We start from the raw sequence: 18,781 nt of genomic DNA, 5'->3' as shown, positions 1-18,781 counted from the left end.
GTTGCATATATATTTGCAACCATTAAGTTGCATATTTCGATCGTGTATGAAAGGAGATATTTTTCAAGCCATTGCGGATCCGACGAGAAGGGCCATTCTCGTGCTGATTGCGGCACAGTCTATGACGCCTAATGCCCTGGCAGAACATTTTGATACTTCCAGGCAGGCGGTTTCGAAGCATATTAAGGTACTCGCCGATTGTGAGTTGTTAACGCAGGACAAAGTCGGGAGGGAGATCCATTATTATTTCAATCCGGTCAAAATGAAAGAGTTCGACCACTGGTTGACACAGTTCAAAAAACACTGGGAAGACCGTTTTAATCAATTAGATCAACTTTTAATCAACCTAAATTCCAATTCAGATGAAAACTAGCTTAGTAATGAATTTTTCGGTAGACAAGGAGAATAACCGTATCAATGTGGAACGGGAATTTGCCGCCCCGGTGGGGAAAGTTTGGGCCGCCTGGACACAGCGCGAACTGCTCGACCAATGGTGGGCTCCACGCCCGTGGAAAGCCCGCACGAAATCGATGGATTTCCGCGAAGGCGGAACGTGGCTATACGCCATGGTAGGCCCCGAGGGCGAAGAGCATTGGTCAAAAGCGGACTACCTGACGATCGATGCGAAAAAAAGCTTCTCGGCAATCGATGCATTCTGCGATTCGGAAGGAAACCTGAGTCCGGATTTCGCACGGTCGACATGGACGAATACTTTCACCGAAGCCGATGGCACCACCACCGTTTCCGTATCGATTCAGTATGATAAATATGAAGACATCGAGCAGATCATGCAGATGGGCTTTAAAGAGGGCTTCACAATGGCGCTGGGTAACCTGGACGAGCTGTTGGAAAAATAATCAGTGCATTTCATCAACAAATTGAAAATACCCTCCAATCGGAAAATTATTTCGGTGCGCTGCACCTAAACCGATAATATCCGATCAATTCAACAAATATTTCGGCGCTCTGCGCCTTGGCGGAATTGGCGTGCAGGGCACCGAAATATTTGTAAAAACAAGGCAAAAACCAACACAACTCAACAGGTGCAGCGCACCGAAAGAAATGTTGTTAATGCGATCGCAGAGTTTAAGCCGCTACATCCTTCCTCGCCACCATATAATAAACCGGTATCCCCAACAATACGATGATCAACCCCGGCCAGGTGTATTCAGGCTTGTAAATAATGAGGAGCACGCAGAATGCAATACCCATGATAATGTAAATAATTGGCAAAAACGGGTAGCCGAATGCCTTGTAAGGCCTTGGCGCATCGGGACGTTTTTTGCGCAGAATGAATATCCCGATGATAGTAAGCATATAAAACACTACCACCACGAAGGAAATCATATCCAGCAAATTGCCGTACTTCCCGCTAAGCGCCCACAATGAAGCGATTACGCATTGCAGCCAAAGTCCGATTTCCGGAACGGCATTCTTGTTCAACTGCCCCACCTTCTTGAAAAACAGACCATCCTTCGCCATCGAGTAATACACGCGTGCGCCGGACATAATGAGGCCATTGTCGCAGCCGAATGTTGAAATCATGATCATCACCGCGATTACGATCGTGCCCGAATTGCCGAAAATGACGTGCGAGGCGGTTACGGCTACGCGGTCCTTATCGGACGAAGCAATTTCCTGCAACGACAGCACGCCCGTATACATCACGTTTGTGAGCACATAAATGACTGTTACAATGATGGTACCCAGTGCAAGGCTAAGGCCGATATTACGCTGCGGATTTTTGATCTCCCCGGCGATAAACGTCACGTTATTCCATGAATCGCTGCTGAAAATGGAACCTACCATGGATGCGGCAATGGCACCGAATGCGGCAATGGTAGTATAGGATTCAATGCTGCCATCCGGAGCAAGTTTATGCAAATCCCACATACCTTCGCCCCAATTGGCGGCCCACACGTCGGGTTTCATGTAAATCAGTCCGAAAACAATGAGGCCCAGAAGGCTAAGCAGTTTGGTTAATGTAAATGTGGTCTGAATGATTTTCCCGCTATTGACGCCACGTGTATTCGTAAACGTCAGCAATACGATGACCACAATGGACAGTAGTTGGGCCGGACTTATTTTGAGAAAACCAAGGTCTAATGCGACGAGATCTTCGCTGAATTGCGGAATGAGATAAGCCGTAAATTTGGCGAATGCCACAGCCACGGCAGCGATAGTGGCTGTTTGAATAACCGTGAAAAAGCTCCAACCGTACAGGAAGCCGATCAACGGATTGTATGCTTCTTTCAGATAAATATACTGGCCACCGGCCTTGGGAAACATCGCGCTGAGCTCGCCGTAGCTCAATGCGGCCGTAAGCGTCATAAAACCGGTGATGAGCCACACGAACATCAGCCAGCCCACACTGCCGGTATTGCGCATGATGTCGGCGCTGACAATAAAAATGCCCGATCCGATCATACTGCCGGCAACGAGCATCGTGGCGTCAACAAGACCTAATGAGGGCTTGAAAGAGGTGTTTTCTTGTGGCATAAAGGGTAATAGGTTTTATGAAGTCAGGTGTTAATCTGTGAAAACTACGAAGTATTTGGACTACTCACAATATCCCAGCCCCGCCACTCGCTAAAATGACCCCAAATGCCGCTGCGGTTACATTACTGATACCGTTCCGGATCGTACAGCGCCACGTCCACGGAAGGCTTCACACGCTCGGCCAGCTCGGCCACGATTTTGCCGGTGCCCGGCCCGAGGCTGATGCCCATCATCCCATGGCCTCCGGCGACGATCAGATTGCTCAGTTTTTTGGAATAACCTAAATAAGGCAGGCCGTCGGGCGAACACGGACGGAAGCCGTACCAAATGCGGTCCTTTTGCGGCACAGCTACATGCAGTTCGGGATAATATTGCGGGATCGAGTTCACAATGCCCTCTACCCTGTTCATATTGATCTGGTTGTTCAGCGGCGCGAGCTCCATGGTGCCGCCGAAACGAACCTGCCCATTCATTGGTGTTACGGCCACGCGGGCTTCGAGAAGCAATGCAGGATGGACAATGGGGTGCTCGGTGTTGGGTTCCATGAAAGAGTAACCTTTGCCCGGCATAACCGGAATAGAAAGGCCGGCTTGCTTTGCCAACTGCGGCAGCCAGGAGCCACCAGTCATCACCACCAGGTCGCCTTCGTAGGTTTTAGCAGCAGTTTTAACCCTTTTGATTTCGCCGCTTTGAATATCAAAACCCGTTACCTCGGTATTTTTGACGATTTCAGCGCCCAATGTGGTAATCCTTTTGATCAAACCATTTACCAATGCGGTCGGATACAAATGCGCGTCGCAGCGGTAATGCACGGCACCGGCGACATCGAGTTTAATACCCGGTTCCAATGCCTGTACCTGCTCACGGCTGAGCATATCGATGTCCAGACCGAGTTGCTGTCCCTGCTTACCAACGTGGATTTCCTCCTCTCCCGTCTTGTCGGATTTGTAAAGCATTAATATGCCCTTTTCTTCCAATCCAAAATCCAGGTTTTCGTCACGGACGAGGTCTTCGTAGAGTTTTTTACTTAATAAATGGTAATCCCGCAAATGCGGCGCCGCGCGCTCGACATTGGCTTCGGTAGCTGCTTTCATGAATTTCAAACCCCATGAAATCAGCGAAAAATCGAGGGATGGTTTTACATAAAAAGGGCTGCGGCTGTTGAACATCCATTTGATACCCTTCGAAACCATGCCCGGGGCAGCGAGCGGGATGAAATGGCTCGGCACGATCATACCCGCATTGCCGATGGAGCAGTTGTCGAACAAGTCGCCCTTATCGAGCAACGTCACTTTCCACCCGCTTTTGAGCAAATAATAGGCCGAAGCCAGACCCGAAATTCCGCCACCGATGATGAGGGCGCTGCCTTTTTTGGTGTTCATAGGAAGCTATAAGCTGTAAGCCATAAGCCTTAGGCCGAAGTTTGCAGCTATTTTATTTTCGTTTATTCTAAAAATTAATGCTTAAATCAATACCCAGCTTAAAGCTTATAGCCTACCGCTTACTGCCCTCAAATCACCTGAAAACCAAACGCATAGGGATCCTCCTCGTCGTCGATGAAGATGGTATTATGGCCGGTGATGACGGCCCAGCCTTCGATGCCGGGGATCATGGCTGGTTTGTCGCCGATGGTCGTTTCTTCTTCCACGGTACCGATGAATTTGGAACCGATAATGCTTTCGTGCACGAAACGGTCGCCTTTTTTGAGCTTGCCCTTCGCATGCCATTGCGCCATGCGTGCGGACGTACCTGTGCCGCACGGGGAGCGGTCGATGGCCTTGTCGCCGTAGAAAACCGCATTACGTGCGGTGGAAGTAGGGTCTAATGGCTTGCCGGTCCAGAGGAAATGGCTCAGGCCTTTGATATGCTCGTTTTCGGGATGGACGAATGTGTACTGCTCGTTCATCCGCTGGCGGCACACGCGGCTCCAACTGATGAGCTGGTCGGCGGTGTGGTTTTCAATGCCTTTGAAATTCTCCTGCGGATCGACGATCGCGTAAAAGTTGCCGCCGTAGGAAACGTCGACAGTCAATGTACCCAGGTCAGGGCATTCGACGGTCAGCTTTTCAGCTGCAAGAAACGATTTGATATTAATCAGTTTCACCGACTTCACCTTACGACCTTCCTGCACATATTCCACCAGCACCAATCCGGCAGGTGTTTCGAGGCGCAGTTTACCCGGCACTTTCGGCGTTACCAGTCCTTCTTCGATCGCAATCGTGACCGTACCGATCGTCCCGTGACCGCACATCGGAAGGCAGCCACTGGTTTCGATGTAGAGTACGCCAATGTCGTTGGCAGGGTCAATGGGCGGGTAAAGAATACTGCCGCTCATCATATCATGACCACGCGGCTCGAACATCAGGCCCTTACGGATCCAGTCGAATTCCCTCAAAAAATGGAGCCTGCGCTCCATCATGCTATTGCCTTCAAGGAGCGGCCCGCCACCTGCGACTACGCGTACAGGATTCCCGCAGGTGTGGGCGTCGATACAGAAAAAAGTTTTGCGCATAAAAGAGCTTTAGGCTTTAAGCTGTATGCTTTAGGCCAGATTTATTCATGTCTATCAAACCACAAGAAGGCTTATAGCCTAAAGCTTATAGCTTTTCCCTCGTTATTTCATTATCCACCGTCCGCCAGATTCCGAGCGGGTTGGCGTTTTTCAATTCGTCTGGTAAAAATTCGTCGGGCCAGTTCTGGAAGCTCAATGGCCGGGTAAACCGCTTGATCGCATCCGGGCCTACCGACGTAAACTGACTGTTGCTCGACGACGGGAATGGCCCTCCATGGTGCATCGATTTGCACACCTCAACGCCCGTAGGGAAGTTATTGAAGATAATGCGTCCGCATTTGTTCTGAATGGCCGCTACCAGTTCGCGGTGGGAAGCCAGGTCGTCGCTGGTTGCCAGCAATGTAGCTGTTAGCTGACCATGCAGTTTTTCGGTTACCGCCAACATTTCATCCGCATTCCGGCATTTCACGATCAATGCAAACGGACCGAAAACTTCGGTCTGCAGTTCATCATTGATCAGGAAGTCGACGCCGGAAACGGTAGCTACCGTCGCTGCGCCCTGTCCTTCCGCCGCCTCCGCAGCGGCTACCGCCACCAGCTCCACACCCGATTGCCCGATCACCTTCTCACGGTTTCCGCGATAAGCGATGGCAATACCTGCATTGAGCATCGGTGCAGGAAGAATGTTTACGATCTCCTGGTTCAATGCTTCGATGAAGCCATCCGCAGCAGCGCTGTCTTCTGTGATGAGTAGCCCCGGGTTAGTACAAAACTGTCCCACACCCAATGTGAGCGAGCCTGCATATTGCTTCGCCAACTCGGCGCCCGCAGTACCCAGCTTGCCGGGCAGCAGGAATACAGGGTTAATGCTTCCCATTTCCGCAAACACCGGAATAGGCTCCTTACGTTTGTTGGCTACCTCCACCAATGCCAGACCGGCACGGTTGGATCCGGTAAAACCGACCGCCTTGATAACCGGATGGGCTACCAACGCCTGCGCTTCCTCGATGGTTTCGGTAAAAATATGGGCGAACGTACCTTCCGGGAATCCGCTTTTAGCCACTCCGCGGCTAATGGCATCCGCCATGATCTGCGACGTATTCGGATGGCCTGGGTGTGCTTTCACCACCACCGGACAACCCGCCGCGATAGCGCTGGCCGTATCCCCACCGGCTGTGGAGAATGCAAACGGAAAGTTACTCGCCCCAAAAACCGCCACAGGGCCTAATCCCACATTTGTCTTGCGGATATCAGGCTTTGGCACGGCACGCTGCGGGTTGGCGGTGTCGATGCTCGCGTCGAGCGAATATCCCTTTTCAACCGCATCGGCATAGCTTCTCCATTGGAATACCGTCCGTGCTTTCTCGCCATTAAGACGCGCTTCCGGCAGGTTGGACTCCGCCATGGCCGTCTGGATCAGCTCGGGACCGAGCGCTTCGATCTCGTCGGCAATGGTGTTCATCAATGCAACCCGGCGGCGCAATGCGTACGCGTTCATCGCCACAAATGCCTCCTGGGCTTTTTCAAGAATAAGATCTAAATCAGACAATTTCATAATTTGATGTTTTGACAAAATGGTAACAATCCCGCCTTCGAAATCTAACGACTTTCGGACGCTTTTTTGTCAATATTACGATTGCTGGTCGCGTTGGGGCCATTTGGGTTCGAAACATGCGACACGAAACCCAATTATTACGGTGCACTGCACCTTACGTCGGATATCGAATTGCCACGTTCTACAAGTATTACGGTGCACTGCACCTTTCGCGTACCGGCAAGGCACAGAGCGCCGCGATACTTATTGTAGAACCCCGCAAACCATGACAGCATATACGCCTCGGCTCCGTAGGAGCCTTCTTATGCCGCGTCGACCGTCAAATTCAAATAATCGGGCAATTCAGGCTGCGTAGCGATGGCCTGATCGATAATGGCGAGCACCTTTTCGCGCTCAGCACCGTGTAGCGGCAGGCGCGGCGCGCGCACATGTTCCGAACCGATGCCCATTTTGGCGGCGGCGAGTTTGATATTTTGTACGAGTTTGGGATGAATATCCAGTTCAAGCAATGGCAGGTACCAGCGGTAAATCGCCAATGCCTCTTTGTATTGCCCCGCTTTCACAAGGTTAAAGATCGCTACGGTTTCTTTCGGGAATGCATCCACCAGACCGCCAATCACACCGTCGGCACCCAGCATTACCTCTTCCATAATCAATGTATCCACACCGCAGAATACGCGGAAGCGGTCGCCGAACTTGTTGAACAGGCGTGTTACATTGCTCACATCGCGGGTGGATTCCTTGATGGCGTGGATGTTCGGAACTTTGGCAAGTTCTTCAAACATCGGCAGCGTTACCTCGATTTTGTAGTCATAAGGGTTATTGTAGATCATAATCGAAAGCGATACACTTCCGGCGATCGTCTTGAACCAGTTCACAGTTTCATCATCATCGGCCTTGTAGCGCATGGGAGGCAGGATCATCAAGCCGTCGGCCCCAACACTTTCCGCTTCTTTCGCGATGCTTACCGCTTCGGCAGTGGATTGTTCGGCGATGCCAAGTACGACCGGCAGACCGGCAGGAAGCGCCTGTTTAGCATATTTCACCAGCTCCATTTTCTCGGCGCGGGTGAGCGTACTGGCTTCCCCGAGCGAACCGCCTACGATTACCCCGGTAATACCTGCTTCAACCTGCGCTTCGAGGTTCTTGCCGAACAGCTCAAAATCAACTGTATCATCTGATTTGAATGGCGTCACCAACGCTGGGAAAATGCCAGACCATGCTTCTTTGTTCATATCCTGCTTATGTTAAAATTTTAGTCCAAAATTAAGCCATGCTTCCATGCGGATATTCACATGTTTTAATCAATTCCTTACATATTTTAACATAGTCCCGAAAATCGCCTCAAAGCTTGTTTTCTACGAACACCACTTGCGCCCTGTCGGCCTTCCTGATCTTTTTCAGGAAATCGACCCAAGCTGCAAAATCCTTTGATCCGTAGCGTCCGCCGTTCATTACCACTTTCCTCGCACAAATGAGCTTGTTGTTCTCATAGGTCGTTTTCAGTTCATAACTGCCAAATGCGGAGGCGATCTGGAATGCAGGCAATGTGGTTTCCAATTTATAGCTGGCCGGAACTTCGTACGAAACCGTATCAAGATCGGTAAAGTTGTAATCCGAAACAGGGAGGTAGAAATCCGATGAGCGCTCGCTCACCGAAGGAAGCTCGAACGGCCGGCTTAGCAGACTCGGTTTAACAAACAATCGGGTACCCGTTTTGGTAGCGCAGTTGCGTACGTTCAGCGTCAGCTTTTCGGTAACGGAGGGATCTTGGCCCTGGGTCAGTTCAAATCGCTGCAAATCGAGACTGGGCAGATTAATATGGTTCAAAAGCCATTTCTTCTGCTCCTCCTTGGACCCGCTGTTGATCACACTCGCGCGGCTCTCGTGCTGCAAGCCGGTATATAGCACTTGTACGTCCACCACTCCGTCACCCGTCTCACCGAGTTTCACTATCGCATGGCTGTTCCGCACGTTCTGTCCTGATTTATAGTCTTGCGTACGCACAAGCCTACCGCCATCGGACGTCACGAGCAATGCGTAGCGCCCGCCCGTGAAGGAACCCATAAAATCGGGCTTTGTCGTCTGGCTCGTGCATTCGAGCCATAACGTATCCTTATCCACCAATGCACAGGCAATGGCATGATTGAACTGGTTGCTTGGAAAATCGGGCTTGATCTGCTCATCTTTTCCGGCGGCAATCAATGCCGTGTAGCCCTGGATACCAACCGACCGCAATGCAGCAAGCGTGAAATTGGTCAATGCTTTACAATCTCCGTAGCCGGTATTGGCCACCGTGGTGGCGTCGATCGTCTGCCAGCCGCCGATCCCCAACTGGATGCTCACATACCGGGAGCGGGACTGCATCCATTTGTATATCAACTCTGCCTTCTCCCGATCCGATTTAGCCGTTTTCACCACATTCTTGATTTCCGCAAGTATACTGGCCGGCAGCACATCTCTTCCGGCATTCAGCGTATGGTAAAACTTCCCGAAATCTGCCCAGGTATTGAAGTTGCCCTTATAATCCTGCACCTCAAACTCCGAAGGCGCCACAATCATGTGCGGCACACGGTCTTCTTGGGGCAGAGGGTAAAAATCATCCGACTTTCTGACCGCATAGTCTTTGAGCGTCCACTGATACAGATCGCTGCCATCAGCGTCCGTCGATTTCACCATCGCGGGAGCGTTGTTATATTCTTTAAACCTGAATTTAAATCCCGCGGGCGCCTTGATTTTGTAAGTCGAGAGCTCCACCGCCGATTTCTCGTCCGACACGGGCGTCCACCATGGGTACATCATCATGTTACGCTTACGCGTCTCGTACACGTACTCGATCGTATAGGGATACGCATAGCTCTTCTTTCCGAAACTCGCGTGCTTCACACGCGCGTCGCTGATATCGTCCCCCCCCGAGCCGTAACCGTAATCCTCTATGTCGGAGTTGCGCAGCTTCTTAACCTGCTTGCCGGCCGCATCGTACAGGATTCCGCTGATATCGGAAATCTTCGTGAATTTGTCATACCGCACGTACAACGCTCCGTGTTTTTCCTCCCCGCTTTCGTTCAAAATGGTGACTACCGTCCTGGTTTTCTGAATAGCTTCGCTCTGGGATTTGATTTCCCAAACCAGTTCGTCCACCCGCACCACAGCATTCGCATCCTTTATTAATACAGGATTGATTTTATCCACATTAAAATCCGACTGCCCCGAAACACCTAGTGGAAATAGCAGACACACGGCAATCACGTGCCTGACCGATATTTTTAATTTTTGCATGAAAACAGGAGGATATTAAATGTTCTTTTTCTTGATCACCAATTGCTGCGCGTGCTTCTGTACAACGCGTTCGAAAAACTCTTTGAGGTCCGGATATTCTTCGGGAAGGAAACGGGTGCGACTGACCTGGATCATCGTATTAACCTGAATCACGTTGCCTACCTGCCGGACCTGGTAAGAGAATTTACCTCCTTTGTCGGGCAAGACCACGATCTCCGCCTTCGGCATTTCTTCCAAAGCATAACCCTCAGGCAGCGTAAAATTCCCGATAAATGACGCCGAGATGCCTGTTCCCAGATCAACGGGATAAATACGTTCCTTGGACTTAAATGGGTTCTTTGTCCACCGACCGGCCATGATAGGATTAAAATACAACACGCCGGGTGACGCGTTTTCATCCTCCGCTTCAAAATTGCAGCTGACATTGACGGTCCCTTTAAGATCCTCCGTTTTATTTTTAATGCTTACATTCTGGATTTTCCACTCCGGCACTTCTTTTTTCAATGCGTCCTGAACTGCATTTTCGGCACCTGCCGCAAATTCGGAGCGCCAGTCGAGTGCCTCGTAACCACCGTAGGAAATGCTGTAACTCCCCTTCATTGTCCCATCTTCGGGAGAAATAGTGGCGGTGATCATTTCCAGTTTGCTTTGTGAATCGGCAGGAATAATTTCCAGAAACTTACCCGCTCCCTTTTTCGGAATCAGCCGCCCAAAACCATTCAATGCCCTTTCCGGGAGCATACCTGGCTTGGCATAGGATTCGGATGCGTCCAGAAAATACGTTTTTTCCCCTACCTTGACATGTGCTACCACGTAGTTGAAGCTTTCGATCATCGGGATTTCCTGGTGCAGATACCCGTGCGAACGTGTGCTCAGCAGGAAAGGATTACATTCCAGGTCCAGCTCGCGAAGGAGTACAGTGAGCATCAGATTGATGTCGCATGCATTGCCTTTCCGGTTATCATAGGCCTTTTTAATGCCGCTGCCGGAAAACAAGCCTGAGTAGCCGTCCCATTTCATGCGATCCTGGATATGTTTGTAAGCCAGATTCATTCGTTCGGTCGGATCGGTAGTCTTCGCAGCGATTTCATCCCGGATGTCTTTCAGGAAACCACTTTTTCGCAGCTCGCCCCCGAACCAGGTAGCCTCGTCGAGCGTCCGTTCCACATTGTCCCATGTTTGCGAAAAGTTTTTTTTCATCTCACCGGGTATGGTGATGCTCGCCAGCTCGAAATTGATTTTGGACACGTAGTCGGATGCGGTCGTAATGTAAGGTTCATTCACAAATGCAGGAACGTCCTTGATCACAAACCGGTAAGCTATTCCGGGGCCGTCATAGGTCGAGTGCCCCACGGAAACATTTTCCGGTTCTTGCTTGTGGATATCGAGCGTCAGATAACCACCCATTGTCATTTTGTAATCCAGGAAACCCGGTATAGTAATGTTGTATTCACTCCATTTCCGTGGCACCGATCCCTGGAAAGCCCACATATCTGGCTCATGCCTTACGTTCATCGGCGAAACGAGCGAGTACGAGTATTCGATAATCGAACCTTTTTTGGCATTGGGAAGGTTAAACTTAACAGTAGTCTGGGTGTCGGACGTTTTCTCGCGACGGATGGCCTTCTTTTCCAGCTCGGTGCGGACGATCTGGTTATTATCAAGGTTGTACGTGTAGCCCTTCAGGTCTTCGATCCATTCCTGTTCCTTATAGCTGGAACCCATATAATGCGGAATGGCCACCGAAGCCCTGTCGAGCGCCGACTCCTTCAGGAGCTTGACGCGGACCCAGATGTTGGTCGTCATTAGCAGGCCTTTGAGGTTGTCGTAGGAGAATGTGACCTTACCGTAGTCGTAAAGGTAAACGGCGTCGGCGGTACTGTCGCCCGGATAGGCCGTCATTTCAAGCGAAGCGCGGTCAATCAGGCCCAGTTTGGGCTTGAAATCATCTTGCGCGAAAGCATGAAAGGTGAGAGAAAACAGCAGGAATGGGATGGACAAAACATTCCTGCGGCACAGACCGGACAGTCTGATAGGAAGTAAAAAGTGAGTCATGAACAAGTAGATGAGGAGTAACAAAATTCATGCATTATCGTACAGTTATTTCGATTTTCAAAGAGATTTTTATCACCGAATCGGGATTTTTTTTCACTTGGACCGAAACTGGCCTAATACGGATTTTAATGCCTAATTTTGACACCCAAACCAGGCGGCAATGTTGCATGCCCTTGTTCCTGCTAACCCATAATCTTAACATTTATCTTTAATCTATGTCATCTTTTCAAAACGAAAGCCCCATCCGCGTACTGGTAGTCGGTTGCGGGAACATGGGTGCTTCCCATGCCTTTGCCTACCAGCTTCTGGATGGTTTCGAGATCTGCGGGATCGTTTCGACCGGAAAAAGCAAGGAAGTCCTCAATGAAAAACTAGGCGGCGGCTATGCCCTTTTCAATGACTACGAAACAGCATTGAAAGAGACGAAACCCGACGCTGTTTGTATTTCGACTTACCCTGATACCCATGAAGATTTCGCGATCAAGGCGCTCGAAGCCGGTGCCCACGTATTTATCGAAAAACCGCTTGCCGACACCGTTGAAGGCGCGAAGCGCGTGGTAGAAGCTGCTAAAAAAGCGAATAAGAAAGTAGTGGTGGGTTACATCCTTCGTGTACACCCGTCGTGGGAACGTTTCGTGACCGAAGCACAGGGCCTCGGCAAACCGCTGGTGATGCGTATGAACCTCAACCAGCAAAGCCACGGCTACATGTGGGGCGTTCACCGCAACCTGATGAAAAGCCTTAGCCCGATCGTGGATTGCGGCGTGCATTACATCGACGTGATGTGCCAGATGACCCGCTCGAAGCCGCTCCGCGTGAATGCGATCGGAGCCCGCCTTACCGAAGATATTCCGGCAGGAAACTACAACTACGGCCAGCTGCAAATCTGGTTTGAAGATGGCTCGGTAGGCTGGTACGAAGCCGGCTGGGGCCCGATGATCAGCGAAACGGCATTCTTCGTGAAAGACGTGATCGGGCCGAAAGGTTCGGCTTCAATTGTAGCCAAAGATGCAGGCGGCACCGGGAAATCGTCGTCCGTAGAAGCACATACGAAAACCGAATCGATACGTGTACACCATGCCGACCTGAACGGTTCCGACGAGTTCGTGAAAGAGGATACGTGGATCAACCTCGAAGACGAGCCGGATCACCAGGAACTTTGTAACCGCGAGCAGCGCTATTTCCTGCGTGCAATCAGCGAAGACCTCGATCTGACCGATCATTTGCAGGACGCTGTAACCAGCTTGCAAATCGCCTTCGCGTGCGATGAATCGGTGAAGACCGGTCGCACTGTGGATCTGGCCTGATTCCATACGCACTTTCAAAGCCCTGCTTCGACGACCCGGAGCAGGGCTTTTTTTATAGTATTTTAACCTAAAACAGGCTGGATTATGACTAATAGTTATAGGATTTTCGCTCCAATAGCTGCTCAGAGGGAACGTTCAAAAAGGGGTGCTCTTTGTCCAAAATTGACCTATAACTAGCTGATTCACCGCAACAATCGGGTAATTTTCTACAATCACAATGCAAACGTTTGCATAAATAATTCTGCATTTTTCCACTCACTATATTCGAAATCTATTGTTAAATATGATAATATTGCAACGCGTTTTCTTAAAGACTTTTAATAATACCAAACTGACGCCACTGACTTTTTAAAGTATTTACCAGGTAGGTGACCGGTTGCAGTCCCGAACACCCGCCGTCCATTCCATCCTCCGTCAGAGAAAACGTAACGTATCTTTTGCCCTTTTTGACATAGTGCTGTCAGGACTCGTGATCATGATTTGATTCAAAAACCTTGGCAAGGATAGTTACGGCCGTACTGGAATGTGATTTATCAAATATCAACTAGAATTATTTAACTACTCACCGAAACAATTTAACTGTAAACCGTAAACTATGATTAAACAAAAAACGCAAAAGCCTAACGAACAGAGATCTGAGACTAAAATTCTACGTGTTTTCCAAGACTGCATGAAAAACGTTTAACAAGCCTTACTACATGAAAATTACCGATACCAAACCATGGTTGCTCCAAATGCGGAGCATCCGTAACTCTCTATTGCTCCTGCCCGCGCTCGCAAGCCCATTGCTGGTGAACGCAGCCCTAGCCAACTCCGGCATTACCACTAACGTACGTATTGATAGAACCCTCAAGGGAAAAGTAACCGACAAAGAAACCGGCGACGGCCTGCCCGGCGTGAACGTAGTGGTGAAAGGTACGAGTACCGGTACTACGACCGACGGCTCCGGAAACTTTTCACTCGAAATTCCCGACAACGCTACGTTGGTTTTCAGCTTTGTAGGCTATGTGGGCCAGGAACTTCCCGCAGGTAACCGCACTACACTCGATGTTCAACTTGAATCAGACACCAAAGCACTTAGCGAAGTGGTCGTGATCGGGTACGGTACCGCAAAGAAATCTGACCTTACCGGCTCGGTAGGTTCTGTGAAGGAAGATCAGCTGAAAGAGCGTCCTTCTCCTTCCCTGAACCAGGCGCTTCAGGGTAAAATGCCGGGTGTACAGGTGAACGTAAACTCAGGCCGCCCAGGTGGTCGTGCCAACGTTCGTATCCGTGGTTTCAGCTCGATCAACTCATCCAACAACCCGTTGTACGTGGTGGATGGTGTGATGTTGCCCCAGGGTAACCAAAACCAGCAAAGCCAGGCGATCGACTACATCAACCCGAACGATATCGTATCGGTAGAGGTGTTGAAGGACGCTTCTTCAACGGCGATCTATGGTGCGCGCGGTGCGAACGGGGTAATCCTCGTGACTACGAAAAAAGGAAAAGCGGGCGAAAGCACCATTACTTATGGTCTCGACCTGAGCGTTCCTTTCACCGGTCCGCAACGCGCTAAAACGTTGAATGCAAAAGAATATCTTGCAGTAGAAGACCTCGCTTACGCCAACATCAAGAAATATGACCCTGCTGGCTGGGCATCAGGCAAATATGCGCCACAAGATCCGAAAGTTCGTCGTGCCGCATTGAACGCCGCTCACCCGGACGTGTTTTCCGTTGACGCTCAGGGAAATTTCATCCCTAATTACGACACCGACTGGTGGGAGGAGGCAACGCAGCACAAAGTGGGCCAAAACCATCAGCTTGGTTTCAGCGGTGGTAACAACAGAACTACCTACTCGCTGTCGCTCAACTACCGTGACGATCAGGGCTTGATCAAAACTTCGTACATGAAACGCTATGCAACGCGTTTGACGATCGACGATCAGGTGAAAAAATGGATGCGCATCGGTGGTACCCTCAGCTATAACAACCAGGCTGAGAACCTGGTGGATATCAACGACGCGGTACCTCGCCAGATGGTGGAAGACTTCCCATTCCTTCCGGTGAAATATCCTGACGGGACTTATGCCAACAACCGCGATTATCCGCAGGCAGAAGGTTCATTCAGCTCGGTACACCGTCTGATGGGACGTAAATACAACCAGAACACGCAAACTACGCTGGGTAGCCTTTATGCAAACCTCACGCTCGCAAAAGGCCTTGAATTCCGCTCTGTTTTGGGTGTGAACGTACTGACCCAAGAGATCAACGAATCGCAAACCCGTACACTGGCGATCAGCGAATTCGGTACTGCCGGGAAAGCCAACCGTAAGGAGACTTTCTGGTCGTTCGAAAACTACCTGACTTACAACAAGTCGTTCGGTGTTCATGCATTGACTGCATTGGCAGGTATTTCGTGGCAGGAAACGAACATTGCAACAACCGGTGCAAGTGTTCGCAACTTCTCTACCGACTACTTCTCGTTCAATAACCTCGGTGCTGGTGCTACGCTTCCAAGTGTTGGTTCCGGAGCTTCCCGCTTCGCGTTCAACTCGTACTTCGGCCGTGTGAACTATACCTTGATGGACAAGTATCTCCTGACATTCACAGGTCGTGCCGATGGTTCTTCGAAATTCGGGGAAAACCACAAATTCGCATTCTTCCCGTCGGCTGCATTGGCCTGGAAAGTATCGGATGAGGCGTTCATGAAATCGCAGAACGTCATTTCAAACCTGAAAGTGCGTACCAGCTACGGTTTGACAGGTAACTCTGAAATCCCGCCGTACTCGTCACTCTCTCTGTTGAGCGCCAACTACGCGACGATCTACAACGATACACGCTTTAACGGAACGGGTATCAACAGGCTCGCGAACCCTGATTTGAAATGGGAAAAAACAGCACAGTATGACGCTGGCCTCGAAATCAGCGTCCTGAAAGGACGCATTTCACTCGAAGCCGACTACTATTACAGAAAGACTACCGACATGCTTTTGGATGCTCCCGTTCCACGCACCAGCGGTTACGCGGTTATCCGGAAGAACATCGGTTCTATGGAGAACAAAGGGGTTGAATTGGGCTTGAATACGACTAACATCGAACGCGAGAACTTCTCATGGAATACCAGCTTCAACATCTCATTTAACAGAAGCAAAGTATTGTCTCTCGCTACGCCGTCTGACATCTTCGGTGTGGGTGGTCCTGGTATCACCAACCAAACCAGCGTAATCCGTATCGGTGAGCCGGCAGGTGCATTCTGGGGATTGACCCGTCTGGGAACCTGGAGCGAAGCTGAAAGAGACCAGGCTGCGAAATTCACCAGCTACCGTAACAACCTTACCATGCTGCCAGGTGATATCAAGTACAAGGATTTCAATGGTGACGGTGCTATCACCGATGCCGACCGTACCATTATCGGTAACGGTAGCCCGAAAGGCTGGGGAACGTTGGCCAACACGATTCGTTACGGCAACTTCGACCTGACCCTCGACCTGCAATTCTCGTATGGTAACGACGTAATGGATATGAACCTGCACGCCAGCGAAGACCGCGTTTCTATCGCGAACAGCTATCGCACCGTGTTGAATGCATGGACTCCACAAAACCAGAACACGCCAATCGCTGAAATCCGCGAAACACGTGCCGGTTATGTGACCAATGTGGATACACACTGGATCTTCGATGGTTCGTTCCTGCGCGGAAGAAACCTGTTGCTTGGCTACAACTTCGATTCAGACCTGATCAGCAAAATCAAGCTGAGCAAACTGAGATTGTATGTTTCAGCACAAAACTTCTTCCTGCTGTCTCCTTACAAACTGGGCGATCCTGAGGCGACTCCGATCCGCGGTGGCGATGCCGACAACGTATTCTCACAAGGTATGATTTGGCATGGTTATCCGAAACCAACCGTGTTAATGGGTGGTTTGCAGATTGCATTCTAAGAACAGGGCTATTAAACTACTGAAACAAGAAGATTATCATGAAGTTATATAATTTAAGAAAAATCGGCATGGCGGCCCTTTGCGGAGCTATTTTGCTTGGGCCTACCAGCTGCTCCGACTTCCTGGACGAGAAAGATCCTTCCAACCTGACGCCGGACAGCTATTATACCATTCCTGACCACGCGGAAGCAGCAGTAGCGGCAACCTATGCGGGAATGCGTTTTTACGGCGACGGTGCAGGTATTTTCTCGGCAAACTGGCAATTGCTGGAAGCTGTAACGGGTACTGCAACGACTGAAACGGGTCAGAACTCCGACTTGAACAACCTTTACTCGCTGACTTATGATGGTAACACCGCCCACATCAATAACTGGTGGAACGGCTTATACCGCATGATCGCGAATGCGAACCTGGCTATCGAGAAAATCCCGGCTATTCAATTCCTGCCTCCTGCAACGGAAGCCCAGAAAACGAAATTGCTCGGTGAGGCAAGATTTCTCCGTGCATGGGCGTACTTCAATGCGGTACGTCTTTGGGGCGATGTTCCTTTGGTAACCAAGCCTCAAACGGCTACTTCGGAAGATTTCTTCGCAAAAAGAGCGCCTCAGGAAGAAGTGTATAAACTGATCGTGGAGGACCTTCAAGCGGCGGAAACTGCCGGCCTGCCTGTGTTCGAAACGAGCGGGCGTGCTACACAAATGTCGGTGAAAGCCCTTTTGTCAAAAGTATACCTGACAATGGCGGGTTTCCCGCTGGGCAAAGGTGCATCTCACTATAAGCTCGCTGCCGACAAAGCATTTGAAGTAATTACTTACTCAAAAGCGAACCCGAACACGGTTAACCTCTTCTCAACCTACAAGGAGATTCATACCGAGGCTTTGAAAAACAAAATGGAGCACCTGTTGCAGATCCAGTATAACGTAGCCGTTGCCGGATTCCCGCTGAACGATTACTTCCCTAACTTCAAGGCCGTAACATACTCCGGCCCAGGTGGTACAGGAAGTACAGTACCTACGCGTTCCTTCTACGATTCGTTCGATGACAAAGACCTGCGTAAGAAAGATCAGGAAGGCTGGTTCTACACAACCTACTATACCAACGGAACCGGTGCCAAGTTCGATTTGGGCGCTCCATACGTGTTCAAACACTTCAACCAGACTGCATTGGGCGCGCCGGGCATTACCCCTACCCGCAACAACAACCTGAACGTAAACCTGATCCGTTATGCAGAAGTATTGTTGATTTATGCAGAAGCGCAAAATGAAGTAGGCGGGCCTACCGCGGAAGCTTACGAAGCATTCAAACGCATCCGCGACCGTGCACAGCTCACTACTCCTGCAATGGCTACCTACTCGCAGGCTACGTTCCGCGAAGCGGTATGGAAAGAGCGTTGGTATGAATTCGCTTACGAAGGTATCACCTGGTTCGATATGGTACGTCTGCGCAAGGTATTCAACGAAAAAACCAAAGGTTTCGACAATTTCGTTGGTCACCTTAACCTGAACGTAGGCTCTGGCGTAGCACTGCAAGAGAAACACTTGCTGTTCCCGCTGGGTATCCAGGAAATGAAAAACAACCCTGGCCTGACGCCTCAGAACCCTGGTTACAACTAATATTTTCTTATCTGTTTTATAAGAGCCGGCCTTCATCTGAG

Annotated in this window: 12 protein-coding genes; 5 read left to right on the top strand and 7 right to left on the bottom strand. The window is 50.2% G+C overall.

All coding sequences use genetic code 11. From position 1 onward, the window contains the following. Positions 1 to 46 precede the first annotated feature (46 nt). A complete protein-coding gene (locus J7619_RS21070) occupies positions 47 to 373 on the top strand; it encodes a helix-turn-helix transcriptional regulator (RefSeq protein WP_291203282.1) in 327 nt (108 codons plus the stop codon). Next, a complete protein-coding gene (locus J7619_RS21065) occupies positions 363 to 857 on the top strand; it encodes an SRPBCC domain-containing protein (RefSeq protein ID WP_291203279.1) in 495 nt (164 codons plus the stop codon). The genes J7619_RS21070 and J7619_RS21065 overlap by 11 nt, the downstream gene beginning before the upstream one ends. Positions 858 to 1,086: 229 nt before the next feature. On the opposite strand, the gene J7619_RS21060 is transcribed toward J7619_RS21065, so the two are convergent. The 7 genes from J7619_RS21060 to J7619_RS21030 all read right to left on the bottom strand — a co-directional run bounded on the left by J7619_RS21060 (position 1,087) and on the right by J7619_RS21030 (position 11,900). Continuing rightward, positions 1,087 to 2,499, bottom strand: a complete 1,413-nt coding sequence (locus tag J7619_RS21060; RefSeq protein WP_291203276.1) for an APC family permease — start codon at positions 2,497 to 2,499, stop codon at positions 1,087 to 1,089. 122 nt (positions 2,500 to 2,621) lie between these two features. Then, positions 2,622 to 3,881 (bottom strand): FAD-binding oxidoreductase, encoded by a 1,260-nt coding sequence (locus tag J7619_RS21055; RefSeq protein ID WP_291203275.1) that lies wholly within the window; start codon positions 3,879 to 3,881, stop codon positions 2,622 to 2,624. Positions 3,882 to 4,009: 128 nt separating this feature from the next. Continuing rightward, a complete protein-coding gene (locus J7619_RS21050) occupies positions 4,010 to 5,011 on the bottom strand; it encodes a 4-hydroxyproline epimerase (protein WP_291203271.1) in 1,002 nt (333 codons plus the stop codon). Positions 5,012 to 5,096: 85 nt separating this feature from the next. Then, positions 5,097 to 6,566 (bottom strand): aldehyde dehydrogenase (NADP(+)), encoded by a 1,470-nt coding sequence (locus tag J7619_RS21045; RefSeq protein ID WP_291203268.1) that lies wholly within the window; start codon positions 6,564 to 6,566, stop codon positions 5,097 to 5,099. Between the two features lie 302 nt (positions 6,567 to 6,868). Continuing rightward, on the bottom strand, positions 6,869 to 7,801 hold the full coding sequence (locus J7619_RS21040; RefSeq protein WP_291203265.1) for a dihydrodipicolinate synthase family protein: 933 nt from the start codon (positions 7,799 to 7,801) through the stop codon (positions 6,869 to 6,871). A 109-nt stretch (positions 7,802 to 7,910) separates the two neighbouring features. Continuing rightward, the gene (locus J7619_RS21035) at positions 7,911 to 9,845 is read right to left on the bottom strand and encodes a DUF3857 domain-containing transglutaminase family protein (protein ID WP_291203262.1); all 1,935 of its coding nucleotides are present in this window, start codon (positions 9,843 to 9,845) and stop codon (positions 7,911 to 7,913) included. Positions 9,846 to 9,860: 15 nt separating this feature from the next. Next, positions 9,861 to 11,900 carry a transglutaminase gene (locus tag J7619_RS21030; protein ID WP_291203259.1) on the bottom strand — a complete coding sequence of 680 codons (2,040 nt, stop codon included), beginning with the start codon at positions 11,898 to 11,900 and terminating at the stop codon, positions 9,861 to 9,863. 215 nt (positions 11,901 to 12,115) lie between these two features. Between J7619_RS21030 and J7619_RS21025 the strand changes: the two genes are divergently transcribed. The 3 genes from J7619_RS21025 (at position 12,116) to J7619_RS21015 (ending at position 18,740) form a co-directional block, all read left to right on the top strand. Continuing rightward, the gene (locus J7619_RS21025; RefSeq protein WP_223401834.1) at positions 12,116 to 13,207 is read left to right on the top strand and encodes a Gfo/Idh/MocA family protein; all 1,092 of its coding nucleotides are present in this window, start codon (positions 12,116 to 12,118) and stop codon (positions 13,205 to 13,207) included. A 698-nt stretch (positions 13,208 to 13,905) separates the two neighbouring features. After that, the gene (locus tag J7619_RS21020; protein WP_291203253.1) at positions 13,906 to 17,127 is read left to right on the top strand and encodes a TonB-dependent receptor; all 3,222 of its coding nucleotides are present in this window, start codon (positions 13,906 to 13,908) and stop codon (positions 17,125 to 17,127) included. A gap of 38 nt (positions 17,128 to 17,165) precedes the next feature. Then, positions 17,166 to 18,740 (top strand): RagB/SusD family nutrient uptake outer membrane protein, encoded by a 1,575-nt coding sequence (locus J7619_RS21015; RefSeq protein WP_291203250.1) that lies wholly within the window; start codon positions 17,166 to 17,168, stop codon positions 18,738 to 18,740. Positions 18,741 to 18,781 lie beyond the last annotated feature (41 nt).

The sequence above is a fragment of the Dyadobacter sp. genome (assembly GCF_017744695.1).
Classification (GTDB): domain Bacteria; phylum Bacteroidota; class Bacteroidia; order Cytophagales; family Spirosomataceae; genus Dyadobacter.
Note: the sequence above shows the minus strand (reverse complement) of the source record. Positions and strands in the feature narration are given on the sequence as shown.